This window comes from Limimaricola litoreus (genome assembly GCF_024159025.1).
GTDB classification, from domain to species: Bacteria; Pseudomonadota; Alphaproteobacteria; order Rhodobacterales; family Rhodobacteraceae; genus Limimaricola; species Limimaricola litoreus.
In genome coordinates this window covers 1-16,339 of the sequence record NZ_JAMYXC010000151.1, presented here as the reverse complement: position 1 = coordinate 16,339, position 16,339 = coordinate 1, and the positions used below count along the sequence as shown (strand labels likewise).

At 68.8% G+C, this 16,339-nt stretch carries 12 protein-coding genes; 3 read left to right on the top strand and 9 right to left on the bottom strand.

The window, feature by feature from the left end:
- From NHG85_RS09975 to NHG85_RS09960, 4 genes are all read right to left on the bottom strand, one after another.
- A partial coding sequence (locus tag NHG85_RS09975) for a PqiB family protein (protein WP_253331984.1) occupies positions 1–1,973 on the bottom strand: 1,973 nt, incomplete at its 3' end.
- The gene (locus NHG85_RS09970) at positions 1,970–2,614 is read right to left on the bottom strand and encodes a paraquat-inducible protein A (protein ID WP_253331982.1); all 645 of its coding nucleotides are present in this window, start codon (positions 2,612–2,614) and stop codon (positions 1,970–1,972) included. The genes NHG85_RS09975 and NHG85_RS09970, both read right to left, overlap by 4 nt.
- Positions 2,611–3,273, bottom strand: coding sequence for a paraquat-inducible protein A (locus tag NHG85_RS09965; RefSeq protein WP_253331980.1), 663 nt, complete (start codon positions 3,271–3,273; stop codon positions 2,611–2,613). The genes NHG85_RS09970 and NHG85_RS09965 overlap by 4 nt, the downstream gene beginning before the upstream one ends.
- A gap of 223 nt (positions 3,274–3,496) precedes the next feature.
- Positions 3,497–7,087 (bottom strand): hydantoinase B/oxoprolinase family protein, encoded by a 3,591-nt coding sequence (locus NHG85_RS09960; RefSeq protein WP_253331978.1) that lies wholly within the window; start codon positions 7,085–7,087, stop codon positions 3,497–3,499.
- A 157-nt stretch (positions 7,088–7,244) separates the two neighbouring features.
- Between NHG85_RS09960 and NHG85_RS09955 the strand changes: the two genes are divergently transcribed.
- A complete protein-coding gene (locus tag NHG85_RS09955) occupies positions 7,245–7,925 on the top strand; it encodes an HAD family hydrolase (RefSeq protein WP_253331976.1) in 681 nt (226 codons plus the stop codon).
- The gene (locus NHG85_RS09950) at positions 7,922–8,881 is read left to right on the top strand and encodes a sugar-binding transcriptional regulator (protein WP_253331974.1); all 960 of its coding nucleotides are present in this window, start codon (positions 7,922–7,924) and stop codon (positions 8,879–8,881) included. The genes NHG85_RS09955 and NHG85_RS09950 overlap by 4 nt, the downstream gene beginning before the upstream one ends.
- Positions 8,882–8,903: 22 nt before the next feature.
- On the opposite strand, the gene NHG85_RS09945 is transcribed toward NHG85_RS09950, so the two are convergent.
- The 5 genes from NHG85_RS09945 to NHG85_RS09925 form a co-directional block, all read right to left on the bottom strand.
- Positions 8,904–10,373, bottom strand: coding sequence for a mannitol dehydrogenase family protein (locus NHG85_RS09945; RefSeq protein WP_253331972.1), 1,470 nt, complete (start codon positions 10,371–10,373; stop codon positions 8,904–8,906).
- Positions 10,374–10,538: 165 nt separating this feature from the next.
- On the bottom strand, positions 10,539–11,543 hold the full coding sequence (locus tag NHG85_RS09940; RefSeq protein ID WP_253331970.1) for an ABC transporter ATP-binding protein: 1,005 nt from the start codon (positions 11,541–11,543) through the stop codon (positions 10,539–10,541).
- Between the two features lie 11 nt (positions 11,544–11,554).
- The gene (locus tag NHG85_RS09935) at positions 11,555–12,385 is read right to left on the bottom strand and encodes a carbohydrate ABC transporter permease (RefSeq protein WP_253331968.1); all 831 of its coding nucleotides are present in this window, start codon (positions 12,383–12,385) and stop codon (positions 11,555–11,557) included.
- 83 nt (positions 12,386–12,468) lie between these two features.
- On the bottom strand, positions 12,469–13,341 hold the full coding sequence (locus NHG85_RS09930) for a carbohydrate ABC transporter permease (protein WP_253331966.1): 873 nt from the start codon (positions 13,339–13,341) through the stop codon (positions 12,469–12,471).
- A 160-nt stretch (positions 13,342–13,501) separates the two neighbouring features.
- On the bottom strand, positions 13,502–14,812 hold the full coding sequence (locus NHG85_RS09925) for an ABC transporter substrate-binding protein (RefSeq protein WP_253331964.1): 1,311 nt from the start codon (positions 14,810–14,812) through the stop codon (positions 13,502–13,504).
- Positions 14,813–15,008: 196 nt separating this feature from the next.
- Between NHG85_RS09925 and NHG85_RS09920 the strand changes: the two genes are divergently transcribed.
- On the top strand, positions 15,009–16,304 hold the full coding sequence (locus tag NHG85_RS09920) for a hypothetical protein (RefSeq protein ID WP_253331963.1): 1,296 nt from the start codon (positions 15,009–15,011) through the stop codon (positions 16,302–16,304).
- Positions 16,305–16,339: the final 35 nt, after the last annotated feature.

Here is a 16,339-nt window from a genome sequence, read left to right as displayed (position 1 = left end):
TCGACCACCAACCTTTCAGGCGAGGTGATCCAGGCGTCGTAATAGGACGCTGCGATGCGGATCCGCGGATCGAGATCGGAGCCCGCGGCGTCCACCGTTTCCAGAAGCCGCGCCACCGCCTGCTGCTCGTTGAGCCCCGCGATCAGGCTGCGCGCCTCGGCGGTGCCGCCTTCCAGCTCGGCCAGAAGCGTGTCGATCCGGCCAGGCAGGGCCTGCGTCGCTTCCGCGCCCACCAACGCACGCGCCTCCTCGGCGAGGCCCGACACCTCGGCCAACAGCCGCTCGAGCGGCAGCTCGGCGGCGTTGGCCGCGACGCTGTTGAGGTTGCTGATCAGCTCGGGCACGCCGTCGAGCGCGGTGTCGAGATCGGCGGTCACCGCCGTGGCCCCATCGACCGCGTCGAGCACGCGGCGGACCGCCTCGGCCTCTCGCACGTCGTCGAGGATCGCGCGGACATCCGATACCGCCAGTTCGATCTCGCTCATCACCACGCCGATCTGCTCGGGCACGGCCTGCACCTCTTCGGAGCCGACGAAGCCGCGGATGTCGCCCAGAAGCGCGCGGATGTCGGTCGGGGTCTGTTGCAGGTCATCCGATCCGATCAACCGGGCCGAGTTTTCGAGAAAGCTGGTAGCCGAGGCGAGCAGTTCCTCGATCGGCAGGTTGTTGATCCGGTCGAGCGTGCCCTGCGCGGTCGCCTGCACATCCGAGATCTCGCTCTCGGTCACCGGGACCGAAGGATAGGGCAAGGCATCGACGTCGAGCGTCGCCGCTTCCACGCCGGGCACGTCGATGAGCTGCACCTTGAGCCCGCCCGTCAGGATCGAGCCGGTCACGAGCCGCGCGCGCAGGCCGTCGGCCACCTCGTCGACGAAATACTGCAGCGCCTGCTCGGCGCCGCCGTCATCGGCCATGCCGAGCCGCGAGGGCAGGATGGTGAGCACGGTCTGCAGCCGCACGCCGCGATCGCCGAAGCGCTCCTCGTCCACGAGGCCGTTGAGACCGGAGACCGAGCCGATCCGCACCCCGTCCAGCTCGACCGGCGCGCCGACGGCAAGGCCCGAGACATTGCCGTCGAACACGGCCACGAGGTTGAGCGAGGGGCCGTCGGGGGTGTTGAACACCGAGTTGCGGGCGGTTTCCTCGGCGTCGTAGACCTCGAAGGTCTGTCCGCTTTCGGCCAATGTCGCGCCCGAGACGAAGGTATCGAAGGCGAGCCCGCCCGCGAGCAGCGCCGCGACGCTGTCGAAGTCGATCTCGGCGCCGCCGGTGCCGATGCTGACCGAAAAGCCCGAGGTGTCCCAAAAGCGCGTCGTCTCGGTGACGAGGTTGTCATAGGGCGCATAGATCACCGCCGGCGCCTCGACATAAAAGCCGTCGGCCGAGATGCCCGCCGCGCCGATCCGACCCGCCTCGACCCCCTTGTAGAGAATCGGGCTGTTGCCCGAGAGCACGCCCTCGGTGGCGCGCAGGGTGATCTCGATGCCCTGATCGTCGGGGCCGAGCAAAGGCGCGTGATCGCGCCCGACGAAGCTGCGGCTTTCCTCGCCGGGCTGCCCGTCCCACTGGCCGCGCAGATAAACGCCGGACAGCACCGTATCGAGGCCCGACACGCCCTCGGTCGAGACCTCGGGGCGCACGACCCAGAACTGGGCGTCCTCGTCGATATAGGGGGCAAGGTCCTTGGAAACGCGGATCGAGATCCGCACCCGGTCGAGTTCATCGGTGAACCCGACCTCCTCGACGAGGCCCACCGCCACGTCGCGAAAGCGCAGCTCCGTCTCGCCGGCCAGCACGCCGCCCGCCTCTTCGAACACGACCTCGATCAGCGGCCCCTGGTCGGACCACTGCTTCCAGCCGATGCCCAGCGCCACCGCGAGCGCGCCCACGGGCACCAGCCAGACCACCGAGACGCGGCTGGCCAAGGAACGGCGCGGTCCTTCGAGCGGCACCTCGGGGGCTTCGCCGCTCACGCGCGCGCGGCCCGGGCGCGGGTGTCGTCTTTCGCGCGATCCCAGATCAGGCGCGGGTCGAAGGCTTGGGCGGAGAGCATCGTGAAGATCACCGAGAGTGCGAAGGCGAGCGCCGCCGGGCCCGGCTTGATCGAGGCGGCGAGATTCAACTGCACCAGCGCCGTCAGGATCGCAACCACGAAGACGTCGATCATCGACCAGCGGCCGATATACTCGACGATTTCATAGAGCCGGTGGCGGGCCTGCGGGGTCGCGCGGCTGCCGCGCCGGACCGAGATCGCGAGCCAGGCGATGGCCGCGAACTTGCCCAGCGGAATCGCCACCGAGGCCACGAGGATGATCAGCGCGACCACCGGTGCGCCATGCGTCGCAAGCTCGATCGCGCCCTGGACGATGGTGTCGTCGGAGGTGGTGAACAGCATCCGCGTGCGCAGCATCGGATAGAGATTGGCCGGGATGTAGCACAAGACCCCCGCGACCCACCACGCCCAGACCCGGCTCAGGCTGTGGGTGTCGCGCGAAACGAGCTGCTTGCCGCAGCGGCCGCAGCGCGCCGTTCCGGCGGGCCAGACGCGGGTGCAGCGGGTGCAGGCGACAAGCCCGGCCTCGCGCGCGGTGATCGTGCCGGCTGCGTCGCTCATGCCGCCACCTGTGCCTTGCGCGCGCCGTAGCCGCGCTCCAGCGCCTGCCAGACCGACCAGCGGCACATCCAGCGGTCGTGGATCACGGTGAGAAAGACCAGCCCCGCGAACATCCAGAAGGCCGGGCCGAAGCTCAGATGCGCGAGATCGGCCACCTTGACCAGCGCCACGGCGCAGCCGAGCGCGAAGATCTCGGCCATCGACCAGGGGCGCAGCGCCTCGGCAAAGGCAAAGAGCCGCAGCGCGCCGGGCGGCGCGGGCCGGTCGAAGACCAGCGGGCCTAGCACGTAGATCGTCAGCACCGCGCGCGCCAGCGGCACCAGAACGATCAGCGCCGTCACCGCCAGCGACAAGAGCAGAAGCGGCCCGCCGGTGAAGCTCAGCGCCGCGTCGAGCAGCGTCGCCTCGTTGGCGAACCCCTGCCGGCTGATCCGCAGGAAGGGAAACCACACCGCGCCGAGCACGAGGACGAGCTGCGCCGCCGCCAGCGCGATAATGATCATGCCCGCGCGCCGGCGCGGCGCGATGAGCACCGTGTGGCAGCGCGCGCAGACCGCGCGGCTCCCGTGCTCGGGCATGCGCGCGCGGTAGAGCGCATCGCATTGCGGGCAGGCGATGAGGTCGCCGGGATCCGCTTGCGCGACGTCTGTGCTGTGCATGGGGGTCCGCCCGTCAGATTGCCTGTGGCGGATGATAGGGCGGCGGCGCGGGAATGACCACGGGGCGCCGGGCACACAGATGTGAGGACGCGAAGGCCCCGCACCCTGAACGGAACAAAGAGGATGCCCGGCCCGCCACAGGCAGGACCGGCGAGGATCACGCGCCGCCCCCCGGTTCATCTTTCTCAAAACGCAAAGCCCGACGGTACGGCCCGCGCCGCCGTCAGCCCTTGCGCCCCACCCCACCCGGCGTCGGCGTGATCACCGTCACCGTTTCCCCCGGCATCAGCCGGGTCTGGGCGCAGGCGGGCAGCCTCTCGGTGTTGCCGTCGAGGCGCTTCACCTCTGTGCGCCCGACCTCGCCCGCCCCGCCGCCATCGATCCCCTCGGGCGGGCGATGGCGGTGCGACGACAGGATCGCCAGCTCCATCTCTTCGAGAAACCGCAGGCTGCGCCGCGTGCCGTCGCCGCCCGGGAACGCGCCCTGCCCGCCCGAGCCGGGCCTGAGCGCGAAGCTTTCCAGCAGCACGGGAAAGCGCGTCTCCAGCACCTCCGGGTCGGTCAGCCGCGAATTGGTCATGTGGGTGTGCACGCCCGAGGTCCCGGCAAAGCCGCGCCCGTCGTTCATCCGCCCCGCCGGACTGCCCGAGCAGATCGTCTCGTAATACTGGTGGGCGTCGTTGCCGAAGGTCAGGTTGTTCATCGTGCCCTGCGCGTTGGCCAGCGCGCCCAGCGCCTGGAACAGCGCGTTGGTGACGTGCTGGCTGGTCTCGACATTGCCCGCCACGACCGCGCGCGGCCAAGCGGGGCGCAGCATGGAGCCTTCGGGGATCTCGATCTCGATCGGGCGCAGGCAGCCCGCGTTCATCGGGATCGATTGTTCGCACATCACACGAAACACATAGAGCACGGCCGCGCGGGCCACCGGCTCGGGCGCGTTGAAATTGTTCTCGCGCGCCTCGGAGGTGCCGGTGAAATCGACCTTCGCGCGGCGCGCTTCGCGGTCCACGGTGATCTTCACCCGGATCACCTGCCCCGTGTCGGTCTCGTAATCGCATTCGCAATCCGACAGCCGCCCGATCAGCCGCGCCACTTCTTCCGCGGCGTTGTCCTGCACGTGGCGCATGTAGGCACGCACCACGTCGAGGCCGAACTCGGAGACCATGCGCCCGAGCTCCGCCGCGCCGCGGGCATTGGCGGCGACCTGCGCCTTGAGGTCGGCGATGTTCTGGGCCGGGTTGCGGCAGGGATAGCGATGATCCGTCAGCAGCGCGTGCAGCGCCTCCTCGCGGAAGCGGCCCCGATCGATGAGGTGGAAATTGTCGATCAGCACGCCCTCCTCGTCCACGGTCGTGGCGAGCGGCGTCATCGAGCCGGGGGCCGTGCCGCCCACATCGGCGTGATGGCCGCGGCTTGCGGTCCAGAACAGGATCTCGGTCCCGGCCTCGTCGAAGACAGGCGAGACGACCGTGATGTCGGGCAGATGCGTGCCGCCATTGTAGGGCGCGTTGAGCGCAAAGACGTCGCCGGGGCGGATCGTCTCGTTCTGGCGGATCACCGCCTCGACGCTGCGGTCCATGCTTCCCAGATGCACCGGCATGTGCGGCGCATTGGCGACCAATGCGCCGGTCTGGTCGAACACGGCGCAGGAGAAATCGAGCCGCTCCTTGATGTTGACCGATTGCGCGGTGTTCTGCAGCGCCACGCCCATCTGCTCGGCGATGTTCATGAAGAGGTTGTTGAACACCTCGAGCAGGATCGGGTCGGCCTCGGTCCCCGCCGCCAGCGCGCGGGGCGCGGCCTCGTGCCGGGTGAGCAGGATGTCGTCGCGCCCGGTGAGCCGCGCGGTCCAGCCCGGCTCGACCACGATGGTCTGGTTCGGCTCGATGATCAGCGCGGGCCCGCGCATCTCGTGGCCCGGCGCGATCTCGGCGCAGTGATGCACCCGCGCCGCGTGCCATGCCCCGCCCGAGAAGAAGCGGGCGCGCTCCTCCGCTTCGGCGTGGCCCCGGTCGGAAGCCCCCCCGCCCGTTTCGGCCAACGCGTGCGGCGGCTCGCTGCCCTCGACCTCGACCGCCTCGATCACCAGCGCGCGCCCGGGGCTGAGAAAGCCGAACTGCGCCTCATGCGCGGCCTCGAAGGCCGCGCGCACGGCCGCCATGTCGCCGTCATAGCCCAGCTGCAGCGCGGTGTCGGTGCCCTCGTAGCGCAGGTGCAGCCGCGTGGCGTAGCTCTCGTTCGTGACCCCCTGTCCGGCCAGATCGGCCCCGACCTGTGCCGTCAGATCGGCGACTACCCGCTCCAAAGCCGAGCGGCTCGCCTCCTCCAAGGGCCGCACCAGTCCCTGCTGGCGGCTGGCCGAGACGGTGGCGAGGCCAATGCCGTAAGCCGAGAGCAGCCCCGAAAGCGGGTGCACCAGCACCGCCTCCATGCCCAGCGCGTCGGCGACGAGGCAGGCGTGCTGACCGCCCGCGCCGCCGAAGGAGTTGAGCAGGTAGCGCGTCACGTCGTGGCCGCGCTGGACCGAGATCTTCTTGATCGCGTTTGCCATGTTCTCCACCGCGATGCGCACGAAACCTTCGGCGGCCTCCTCCGCGCTGCGATCGCTCGCAATCTCCTCGAAGGCCGCGCGCACGCCCTCGCGGTCGAGCGGCTGATCCTGTCCGGGGCCGAAGATCGCCGGGAAGAGATCGGGGTCGAGCTTGCCCAGCATGACATTGGCGTCCGTCACGGTGAGCGGCCCGCCGCGCCGGTAGCACAGGGGCCCGGGATCGGCCCCGGCGCTGTCGGGGCCGACGCGGAAGCGGCCGGGATCGGCGTGCAGCACCGATCCGCCGCCCGCCGCGACCGTGTGGATGCGCATCATCGGCGCGCGGATGCGCACCCCCGCCACCTCCGTGTCGAAGGCCCGCTCGTATGCGCCCGCGCAATGCGCCACGTCCGTGGAGGTGCCGCCCATGTCGAAGCCGATCACCCGCTCCCAGCCGGCGGCGCGCGCCGTCTCGACCATGCCAACCACGCCGCCCGCGGGGCCCGACAGGATCGCGTCCTTGCCCTGGAACGCCTCGGCCGCCGTCATGCCGCCCGACGACATCATGAATTGCAGGGTCGGCCCGGCCTCACCCGGGGGCGTCGCGCCCAGCGCATCCGAGACGCGGGCCACGTAGCGGCGCAGGATCGGCGAGAGATAGGCGTCGACCACCGTGGTGTCTCCGCGGCCCACCAGCTTGAGGAGCGGCGAGACCTCGTGGCTGACCGAGACCTGCCCGAAGCCCATGGCGCGCACCATCTCCGCCAGCGCCGCTTCGTGCGCGGGGGCGGTCCAGGCATGCATCAGCACAATCGCCACGGCGTCGATGCCGTCGGCCCGCAACCGCTCCAGCGCGGGGCGCAGCGCCACCGGGTCGAGCGGTGTCTCGACGGTGCCGTCGGCGCGCATGCGTTCGTCCACCTCGATCACTTGGCTGTAGAGCTGCTCGGGCAGGAGGATCTGTTTGGCGAAGATGTCGGGGCGGCCCTGGTAGGCGATGCGCAGCGCGTCGCGAAAGCCCCGCGTGATCAGGAGCGCGGTGCGGTCGCCCTTGCGCTCCAGCAGCGCGTTGGTGGCCACCGTGGTGCCCATCTTGACCGTCCCGATGCGCGCAGGGTCGATTCCGCCGCCCAGAAGCCGCCGGATCCCCTCGATCGCGGCATCCTCATAGGCCTCGACGTTCTCCGACAAAAGCTTGAGCGGATGCAGCGCGCCCTTCGGGTCGCGGCCCACCACATCGGTGAAGGTGCCGCCACGATCGACCCAGAAATCCCACGCGCGCATGACCTGCCCCCTTGTGCTTTCCGCCAAGGGGTGCGCATTCCACCAGCCCGGTCAAGCCAGGATGCGAAGCGCAGACGCCCAGCCTATGGGCAAATGCCCGAAGCTGTGGCAGTCTGTGGCCGGGGAGACTACGGCGACGACTGGCGAGGAGGACGGCATGACGCGCGATTGGGACCTGATCATTTTCGACTGCGACGGCGTGTTGATCGACAGCGAGGTGCTGAGCGCCGAGGTGCTGATCGACCTGCTCGCTGCCGAAGGCATCGAGATCGACATCGACCACGTGCGGCGCAATTTTCTCGGCCGCAGCTTTCCGACCGTGGCCCGGCATATCCGCGAAGAACTGGGACATGCGCTCGACCCAGCCTTCGAGTCGCTCTACCGCGCGCGGCTTCTGGAGCGGTTCGAGACCGATCTGAAGCCGATGGCCGGGATCGCGGCCGCGCTGGAGCGGCTTGCCGGCAAAGGCGTGCCGGTCTGCGTCGCCACATCCTCGTCGCCGCCGCGGGTGGCCCGGTCGCTCGATATCGTCGGGCTGGCGACGGCGCTGCCGCATGTCTTCACCGCGAGCCAGGTCGCGCGCGGCAAGCCCGCGCCCGACCTGTTCCTCTTCGCCGCCCAAGAAATGGGGGCCGCGCCGGAGCGCGCCTTGGTGTTCGAAGACAGCCTGCCGGGGCTGGAGGCGGCGGCGGCGGCCGGGATGGCGGCGGTGCGCTATACCGGCGGCAGCCACCTCGCCACGGCGACGCTGCGCCATGACCCGGCGGTACCGCTTCTGGCGCATTGGGACGATCTGCCGTCCCTGCTCGATCGGCTGCGCGCCGGGGCCCCGGCATGAGCCAGTCGCGCTTCACCCCCGAGACGACCCGGCTCGACGATGCCGCCCGCGCGGGCTGGCTCTACTACGTTGCCGGCAACACCCAGGACGAGATCGCCAAGAAGCTCGGCGTCTCGCGTCAGTCGGCGCAGCGGCTGGTGTCGCTCGCCGTGTCGGAAAAGCTGATCAAGGTCCGGCTCGATCACCCGATCGCGCGCTGCATGGACCTGTCGGGGGCGTTGAACGCGAGGTTCGAGCTCAAGGTGGTCGAGGTCGTGCCGACCGACCCCACCGCGCCGGAGCTGCTCACCGGCATCGCCATCGCCGCGGCGGCGGAACTGGAAAAGCGGCTCAAGACCCCCGAGGCGCGGATCATCGCGCTGGGCACCGGCCGGGCGCTGCGCGCTTGCGTCGAGCAGCTGCCGCGCATGGACTGCCCGCAGCACCACATCGTCAGCCGTTTGGGCAACATGATGTCGGACGGCTCGGCCACGCCCTACAACGCGGTGATCCGCATGGCCGAACGCGTGGGCGCACGGCACTATCCCTATCCTCTGCCGGTGGTCGCGCGCGACGAGGAGGAGCTTCGGGTGATGCATGGCCAGGAGCCGGTGCGCCATACCATGGAGCTGTGCGCGCGCGCCGATTTCACGCTGGTGGGCGTGGGACAGGTCGGGCTGATGGCGCCGCTGCATGTCGATGGCTTCATGAACGCGCAGCAAATGCAGGAGATGATGGCGAAGGGCGCGGCGGGCGAGATCACCAGCTGGGTCTATGACGCCGATGGCCGGGTGATGCCGGGCGAGTTCAACAGCCGCGTCGCCTCCGCGCCGCTGATCGTGGGCGGTGAGGCCCCGGTCGTGGGGCTCGCTGCCGGCCCGGACAAGGCCGGCGCGATCCTTGCTGCGCTGCGCGGCGGGTTGATCAACGGGCTGATCACCGACGAGATGACGGCCGAGCGGCTCTTGAAACTCTAGCTGCCCGGCCCTTTTCCTCGGCTCAGCCGCGCGCGTAGCGCTCCAGCGTCGCGGCGACGCCGTCGGTCCACAGCGCACGGAGCTGCTTCGAGAAGGCATCGACGAAGGCGGGCTGCGCGCCCAGGTCGCCGAACACGGTCTCGTTGGACAGGAACGCCTGCGGATCCTCCTTGGCCGCGATGGCGCGGCGCTTGAGATCCTCGGCATTGTCGTCATTGGGCGCGATCTCTTCGCCCGCTTCGTTCGTGCCAGCGCAGTAGCGGCACCACAGCGCCACTTCGAGCGCGAGCCCGTCGATCGCCTGCCCCTTGGACAGCGCGTCGCGGATCACCGGCAGCACGAATTTGGGCTGGCGGTTCGTGCCGTCGAAGCACAGCCGCGGGATCGTGTCGCCGATCTCGGGGTTTGAGAAGCGCTCCTCGACCTTGCGGCGGTAGGCCTCGAAATCCACGCCCTCGATCGGCTCCAGCGTCGGGATGATCTCGCGCGTTTCCAGCGCTTCGAGCCAGGCCTTGATGCGCGGATCGGCCATGGCGTCGTGCACGAAGTGATGCCCGAGCAGCGCCGAAGGGTAGGCGATGGCCGCGTGACCGCCGTTGAGGATGCGCAGCTTTATCAGCTCATAGGGCGCGACGTCGGCCACGAACTCGGCGCCCACCGCCTCGAGCTTCGGCCGGCCTTGCGGGAAGTTGTCCTCGAGCACCCATTGGCGGAACGGCTCGCAGACCACCGGCACCGCGTCGACGATGTCGAAGCGGTCCTTGACCAGCGCCCGCTCGCGATCCGAGGTGGCGGGGGTGATGCAATCGACCATGGTGTTGGGAAAGGCGACGTTGGCTTCGACCCAATCGGCGAAATCGGCATCCGCCAGCCGGGCCAGCCCGATCACCGTCTGCTTGGCCACATGCCCGTTCTCGGGCAGGTTGTCGCAGGACATCACGGTAAAGGGCGCCACGCCCGCCGCGCGCCGCTGCCTGAGGGCTTCGAGGATCATGCCGAAGGCGGTCTTGGGGGCATCGGGGTGTTCGGCATCGTGGCGGATGTCGGGATGGGCCGCGTCGAAGCCGTTGGTCTTGGCATCGACGAACCAGCCGCCCTCGGTCACGGTGAGCGAGACGATGCGGATCGCAGGGTCGCTCATGCGCGCGACGAGCTTGGCCGCGTCGATCTCGGTGAAGTCGATCATCGCGCCGGTAACGCGGGCCGAAAGGCCGGCGGGGTCGAGCTCGACCACGGTGGTGAGCCAGTCCTGGCGCTCCAGCGCGTCGCGCATCCGGGCATCGCCTGCCCGCACGCCGGCGCCGCTGATCGCCCAGTCGTGGTCGGCGCCGGTCGAGAACAGCCGGTCGAGATAGACCGCCATATGGGCGCGGTGGAAGTTGCCCACGCCGATATGCACGATGCCCGCCGAAAGCGCCGAGCGGTCATAGGTGGGGCCTTCCACGCCCTGCGGCAGATGCGCGAGAGCTTCGGCGTTGAGATCGATGGCCATGTTCAGCCTCCTGTAGAATTGGGGCGGGGTCGGGGGTGCGGGCCGGTTGCACCACGCGACCGCTATCGAGCGGAGCGACCCCGCCCGCCGGATTGCCGGGCAGGCGGGGCCGTCGCGGCACGATCTGGATCAAACCGGGATGCACGATGCACCCCGGAAGACGGATCACGCGATGCGCAGCCCTTCGGCGTCGAAGCGGTGGATCTTGTCGGCCTGGGGCGTGAGGAACACGGTGTCGCCGTGATGCAGACCGACCTCGCCGCCGGCGCGGATGGTGAGCGTCTCGGCCAGGCCGGTGTCGTGCACGTGGAAGAAGGTGTCCGAGCCCAGGTGCTCGGCCACGCCGATCCGGCCCTTCCAGGTGCCTTCGCTGGCGGAGACGTCGATATGCTCGGGCCGGATGCCGATGGTGGCGGCGTCATGCTTGCTGGCCTCGGCCCCATCGATCAGGTTCATCTTCGGAGAGCCGATGAAGCCCGCGACGAAGGTATTGCGCGGGCTGCGGTACAGCTCAAGCGGCGAGCCGACCTGCTCGATGTTGCCCGCGCGCAGCACCACGATCTTGTCGGCCATGGTCATCGCCTCGACCTGGTCGTGGGTGACGTAGATCATCGTGGTGTCGAGCTTCTTGTGCAGCTCGGAGATCTCCATCCGCATGCCGACGCGCAGCGCCGCGTCGAGGTTCGACAAAGGCTCGTCGAAGAGGAAGGCCGCCGGTTCGCGAACGATGGCGCGACCGATCGCGACCCGCTGGCGCTGGCCGCCCGAAAGCTGGCCGGGCCGGCGGTCGAGATAGTCGGTGAGGTTGAGCGCTCGGGCCGCGTTGTCGATGCGCCGCTTCTGCTCGTCTTCGGGCATGCCGGCCATCTTCATCGGGAAGGCGATGTTCTTGCGCACCGACATATGCGGGTAGAGCGCGTAGCTCTGGAACACCATCGCCAGGCCCCGCTTGGCGGGCGGCAGGTCGGTGGCGGGCTTGCCGTCGATGCGGATTTCGCCGGCGGTGACGTCCTCGAGACCGGCGATCAGCCGCAGGAGCGTGGACTTGCCGCAGCCCGAGGGGCCGACGAAGACGACGAACTCGCCGTCATTGATGGTGAGATCGAGGGGCGGGATGACCTGAACGTCGCCGAACTGCTTGGTCACCTTGTCGAGCGTGATGCGTCCCATTGGTGTCTTCCTTATTTCACTGCGCCGAAGGTGAGGCCGCGGACGAGCTGCTTCTGGCTGAACCAGCCGAGGATGAGGATCGGCGCGATGGCCATGGTCGAGGCGGCCGAGAGCTTGGCGTAGAACAGGCCTTCGGGGCTCGAATAGCTGGCGATGAAGGCGGTGAGCGGGGCGGCCTTGGCGGCCGTGAGGTTGAGCGTCCAGAACGCTTCGTTCCAGGCGAGGATGACGTTGAGGAGCAGCGTCGAGGCGATGCCCGGCACGGCCATCGGCGTCAGCACGTGGATGATCTCGTCACGCAGGCTCGCGCCATCCATGCGGGAGGCCTCGAGGATCTCGCCGGGGATCTCCTTGAAGTAGGTGTAGAGCATCCAGACGATGATCGGCAGGTTGATCAGCGTCAGCACGATCACGAGGCCGGTCTTGGTGTCGAGCAGGCCGATGTCGCGGAAGATCAGGTAGATCGGGATCAGCACGCCGACGGGGGGCAGCATCTTGGTCGAGAGCATCCACATCAGCACGTTCTTGGTGTGCTTGGCCGGCACGAAGGCCATCGACCAGGCGGCGGGGATCGCGATGATCAGGCCCAGCACGGTCGAGCCCAGCGAGATCACCACCGAGTTCCAGAAGTGCCGGAAGTAGTTCGACCGCTCCAGCACGGTGGTGTAGTTCTCGGTGGTCCAGTTGAAGAAGACGAAGCTGGGGGGCGAGGAGATCGCCTCGGCCTCGGTCTTGAAGCTGGTGACGATGGTCCACAGGATCGGGAAGAAGATCGCGAGACCGATGATCCAGGCGGCGATGGTGAAGCCGGCCTTGCGGCGGGTGGAGACGGCGCGGGCCATGTCAGGCGCTCCCTTCGTTCGGCATGCGGTGCTGCGGGCGGGGGGGGCGCGGGGTCAGGCCCCGCGCGGCGAAGATGTCATGCTCAGGCATCGAGGTTCTTTCCGATCATCCGCATCAGGAAGATCGCGACGATGTTGGCGAGGATGATGGCGATCACGCCCCCGGCCGATCCGCCGCCGACATCGAAGTTCAGCAAGCTGCGGGCATAGACGAGGTAGGTCAGGTTGGTCGAGGCGACGCCCGGACCGCCGTTGGTGGTCACCAGGATCTCGGCGAAGACCGACAGCAGGAAGATGGTCTGGATCAGGATCACCACGGTGATGGCGCGGCTCAGGTGCGGCAGGGTGATGTGCCAAAAGCGCGACAGCGGCGAGGCCCCGTCCATCTCGGCCGCTTCCATCTGCTCAGAGTCGAGCGACTGGATCGCGGTGAGCAGGATCAGCGTGGCGAAGGGCAGCCACTGCCAGGACACGATGCCGATGATCGAGGCCAAAGGCGCATGTGTCAGGAAGTCGAAAGGTTGCAACCCGACCGCCTTGGCGAACTCCGCGAAAAGCCCCGAGACCGGGTTCATGAACATGTTCTTCCACACCAGCGCCGAGACGGTCGGCATGACGAAGAAGGGCGCGATCACGAGGATGCGCACGACCCCCTGCCCCCACATCGGCTGATCCAGGAGGATCGCCAGCAGGATGCCGCCCACCACCGTGACGATCAGCACGCCGCCCACGAGCAGCAGCGTGTTGATCATGGCGGTCCAGAACGCCGGGTTCTGATAGAAGAGCTTGTAGTTGAGGAAGCCCACGAAACGCTCGGTCCCGGGCATCAGCAGGTTGTAGCGCAGGAGCGAGAAATACACGGTCAGCGCCAGCGGCACGATCATCCAGGCGAGCAGAAGCACGACGGCGGGCGAGATCATGATTCGCGCGGCAGAGCGGGAATGTTGTGTGGCCATCGGTCTCTCCGATTGTCAGGACGGGCAGCGGCGCGCAGCCCCGGTCGCGGGGCGACCGGATGGGACGGCGGGCGGCGACCCGTGGCGATGGTGGGAAGGGCGGCTTTGGGGTGGCGGGGCCGGCCGGGAGGGACCGGCCCCGCCTGTCGTCAGGCGAAGATCACTGACCGTATCCTGCGGCCTGCATTTCCTGCGAGGTCAAGTTCTGGGCCGCCTCGAGCGCCTCTTCGGCCGACATCTGGCCGGCGAGTGCCGCCGACATCTGCTGGCCCACCGCGGTGGCGATGCCCTGGAACTCGGGGATCGCGACGAACTGCACGCCGGTGTAGGGCACCGGGTCCACGGTCGGGTTGTTGGGATCGGCCGCGTTGATGCTTTCCAGCGTCATCTGCGCGAAGGGCGCCGCGTCCAGGTACTCCTGGTTCTCGTAGAGCGAGGTGCGGGTGCCCGGCGGCACGTTGGCCCAGCCTTCGTTCTCGGCCACGAGCTCGGCGTATTCCTTGGAGGTCGCCCAGGCCACGAAGGTCTTGGCGGCGTCCTCGGCGTCGGTGCCGGCGGGGATGCCGAGCGACCATGCCCAGAGCCAGTTGCCGCGCTTGCCCAGACCGTTGTCGGGGGCGAGAGCGAAACCGACCTTGTCGGCCACGGTGCTGTCGTCACCGGTCACGAAGGAGGCGGCGACGGTGGCGTCGATCCACATGCCGCACTTGCCCTGCTGGAACAGCGCGAGGTTCTCGTTGAAGCCGTTGTTGGCCGAACCCGGGGGGCCGTATTCGTTCAGCAGCATCAGGTAGTCGTCGAGGGCGGCCTTCCACTCGGGGCTGTCGAACTGCGGGGTCCAGTTCTCGTCGAACCAGCGCGCGCCGTAGCTGTTGGACATGGCGGTGAGGAAGGCCATGTTCTCGCCCCAGCCGGCCTTGCCGCGCAGGCAGATCCCGTAGACCTCGTTCTCCTTGTCGGTCATCGCCGCGGCGGCTTCCTTGATGAAGTCCCAGGTCGGCGCATCGGGCATCTCGAGCCCGGCTTCTTCGATCAGGTCGGTGCGGTACATGACCATGGAGCTCTCGCCGTAGAACGGCGCGGCATAGAGCGTGCCGTCGACCGACAGGCCGCCGGCGATGGCGGGCAGGATGTCGTCCTTGTCGTAATCCTCGGGGAGGTCGTCGAGCGGCACGAGCCAGCCCTGGTTAGCCCAGATCGGAACCTCGTAGGTGCCGATGGTCATCACGTCGTACTGGCCGCCCTTGGTGGCGATGTCGGTCGTTACGCGCTGGCGCAGCACGTTTTCCTCGAGCGTGACCCAATCCAGTTCGATGTCGGGATGCTGCTCAGTGAAGTCCGAAGCCAGCTCCTGCATGCGGATCATGTCGCCGTTGTTGACGGTGGCGATGGTCAGCGTCTCGGCCTGCGCGATGGCAGCCATGCCGCAAAGGGCAGTGGCCCCCATGAGGGCGCGGGTAACGTTGGTCATGTCTCTCCTCCCAAACTCTGTCAGGGCAATTGCCTAACCGATGAGCAATTACTCACCGAAATCGTGATTCGTGTCAAGAGAAAGGCATGGCGGCTTTGCGCTCAGCGCATGGGAACGGTGCGTCAGACCTGCCGCGGCTTCGCAATCGCCTCGATCGAAGCTAGGTTTTCGCAAGGGATGAAAAGGGATGGCCCGAATGGACGACAGCTTGGACAGGCGCGGCGCGGAGGCTCGCGGCCTGCGGCAGGCGCGCGAGATCGAGGGGCACCTGGCCTGGCTCGACAGCTTCACCGGCACGGCGCTCGGCGTGCTTTCGATCGCCAGCGGCATCTACACCTATCTCGGCGTCTCCTCGCTGCTCGACGACACCGGCGCGCTCTCGGTCTTCGCGGCCATGGCCTATTCGATCGCCGTTTCGGTCGGAATCTTCGTGTTCTGGTCCTACATGCTGCGGCTGCTGCCGGCGGTGCGCTCGGCCGCCTCGCGGATCGGGCTTCTGGCCTCGATGGCGCTGGGATCGCTTGCGATCGTGGCGATGTCGTCGTGGCTCAATGCCGCGGCGCTGGCGGGCGCGGCGGCGGTGGAGCAGCACCTCGCCACCACGGTGCAGAATTACCAGGGCGCGCTGGAGCGGGCCAACACCATCGCCGTCTCCGCCCAGGCATTGGGGCGCGACGTGGCGCGGGTGCGCGGCAGCTTCGAGGATCTCGGCGAACAGGAGGCCTCGGGCGGGCTATCGGGCCTCGCCGGGCGGGGCGCGGTGTTTCGCCTGCTGCGGCAGAAATCCGACGAGCTTTCGGCGCTCGAAGCGCAGATCGCCAGCCAGCAGCCGCTGCTCGACGCGGCCTTCGCAGAGGGCAACGCGACGCTGAGCCGGATGCGCGCGCTGACCGTGGCGCCCGGCCCGGTCGAGGCGCGCTCGGTCGAGTTCTCCGAAGAGGCGGTGCGGCTCGCGGGCGTCATCACCACGCTTCGTCAACTGTCGGTCGCGCCCTTGGTGGTCCGCGCGGCGCGCGATCTCTCGGCCTCGGTGGTGCTGCCGCAGCTCGACGGCGGCGATGACGCGGTCCGCTCGGGCCAGCGCGCGACGATCGACTCGGTGCTCACCGTGCTGGGCCAGCGCGCCGAGACCCTCGCGCGCGCGGCCGAGTCGGTGATCGCCATGTCGCCGCCCGCCGACACCACCTATACCCCCATCTCCGCTGCCGACGCGGTGATCCTCTATGCGCGCAACTTCGTGCCCTCATGGGCCGGGGCCATCGCCATCGACCTGCTGCCTGCCGTGCTGGTGCTGATTGTCTCGGTGGCGCAGGCCGCGATCCGCTCGGGGCGCGATGGCGTGGCGGTCGAGGACCAGATGACGCTGTCGGAGCTGCGCGGCGCGCTGATCGCGCTGCGCGAGATCGAAGCCGGCGCGCCCGCCGATCCGCCCCGTGATGCGGAAGCACCCCCACCGCCAGCCTCCGACGCTTCCGCACGTGCCGCCGAATGAGCGGGCCGCGCCGCTGGCTCATGGCCGTGCTGCTG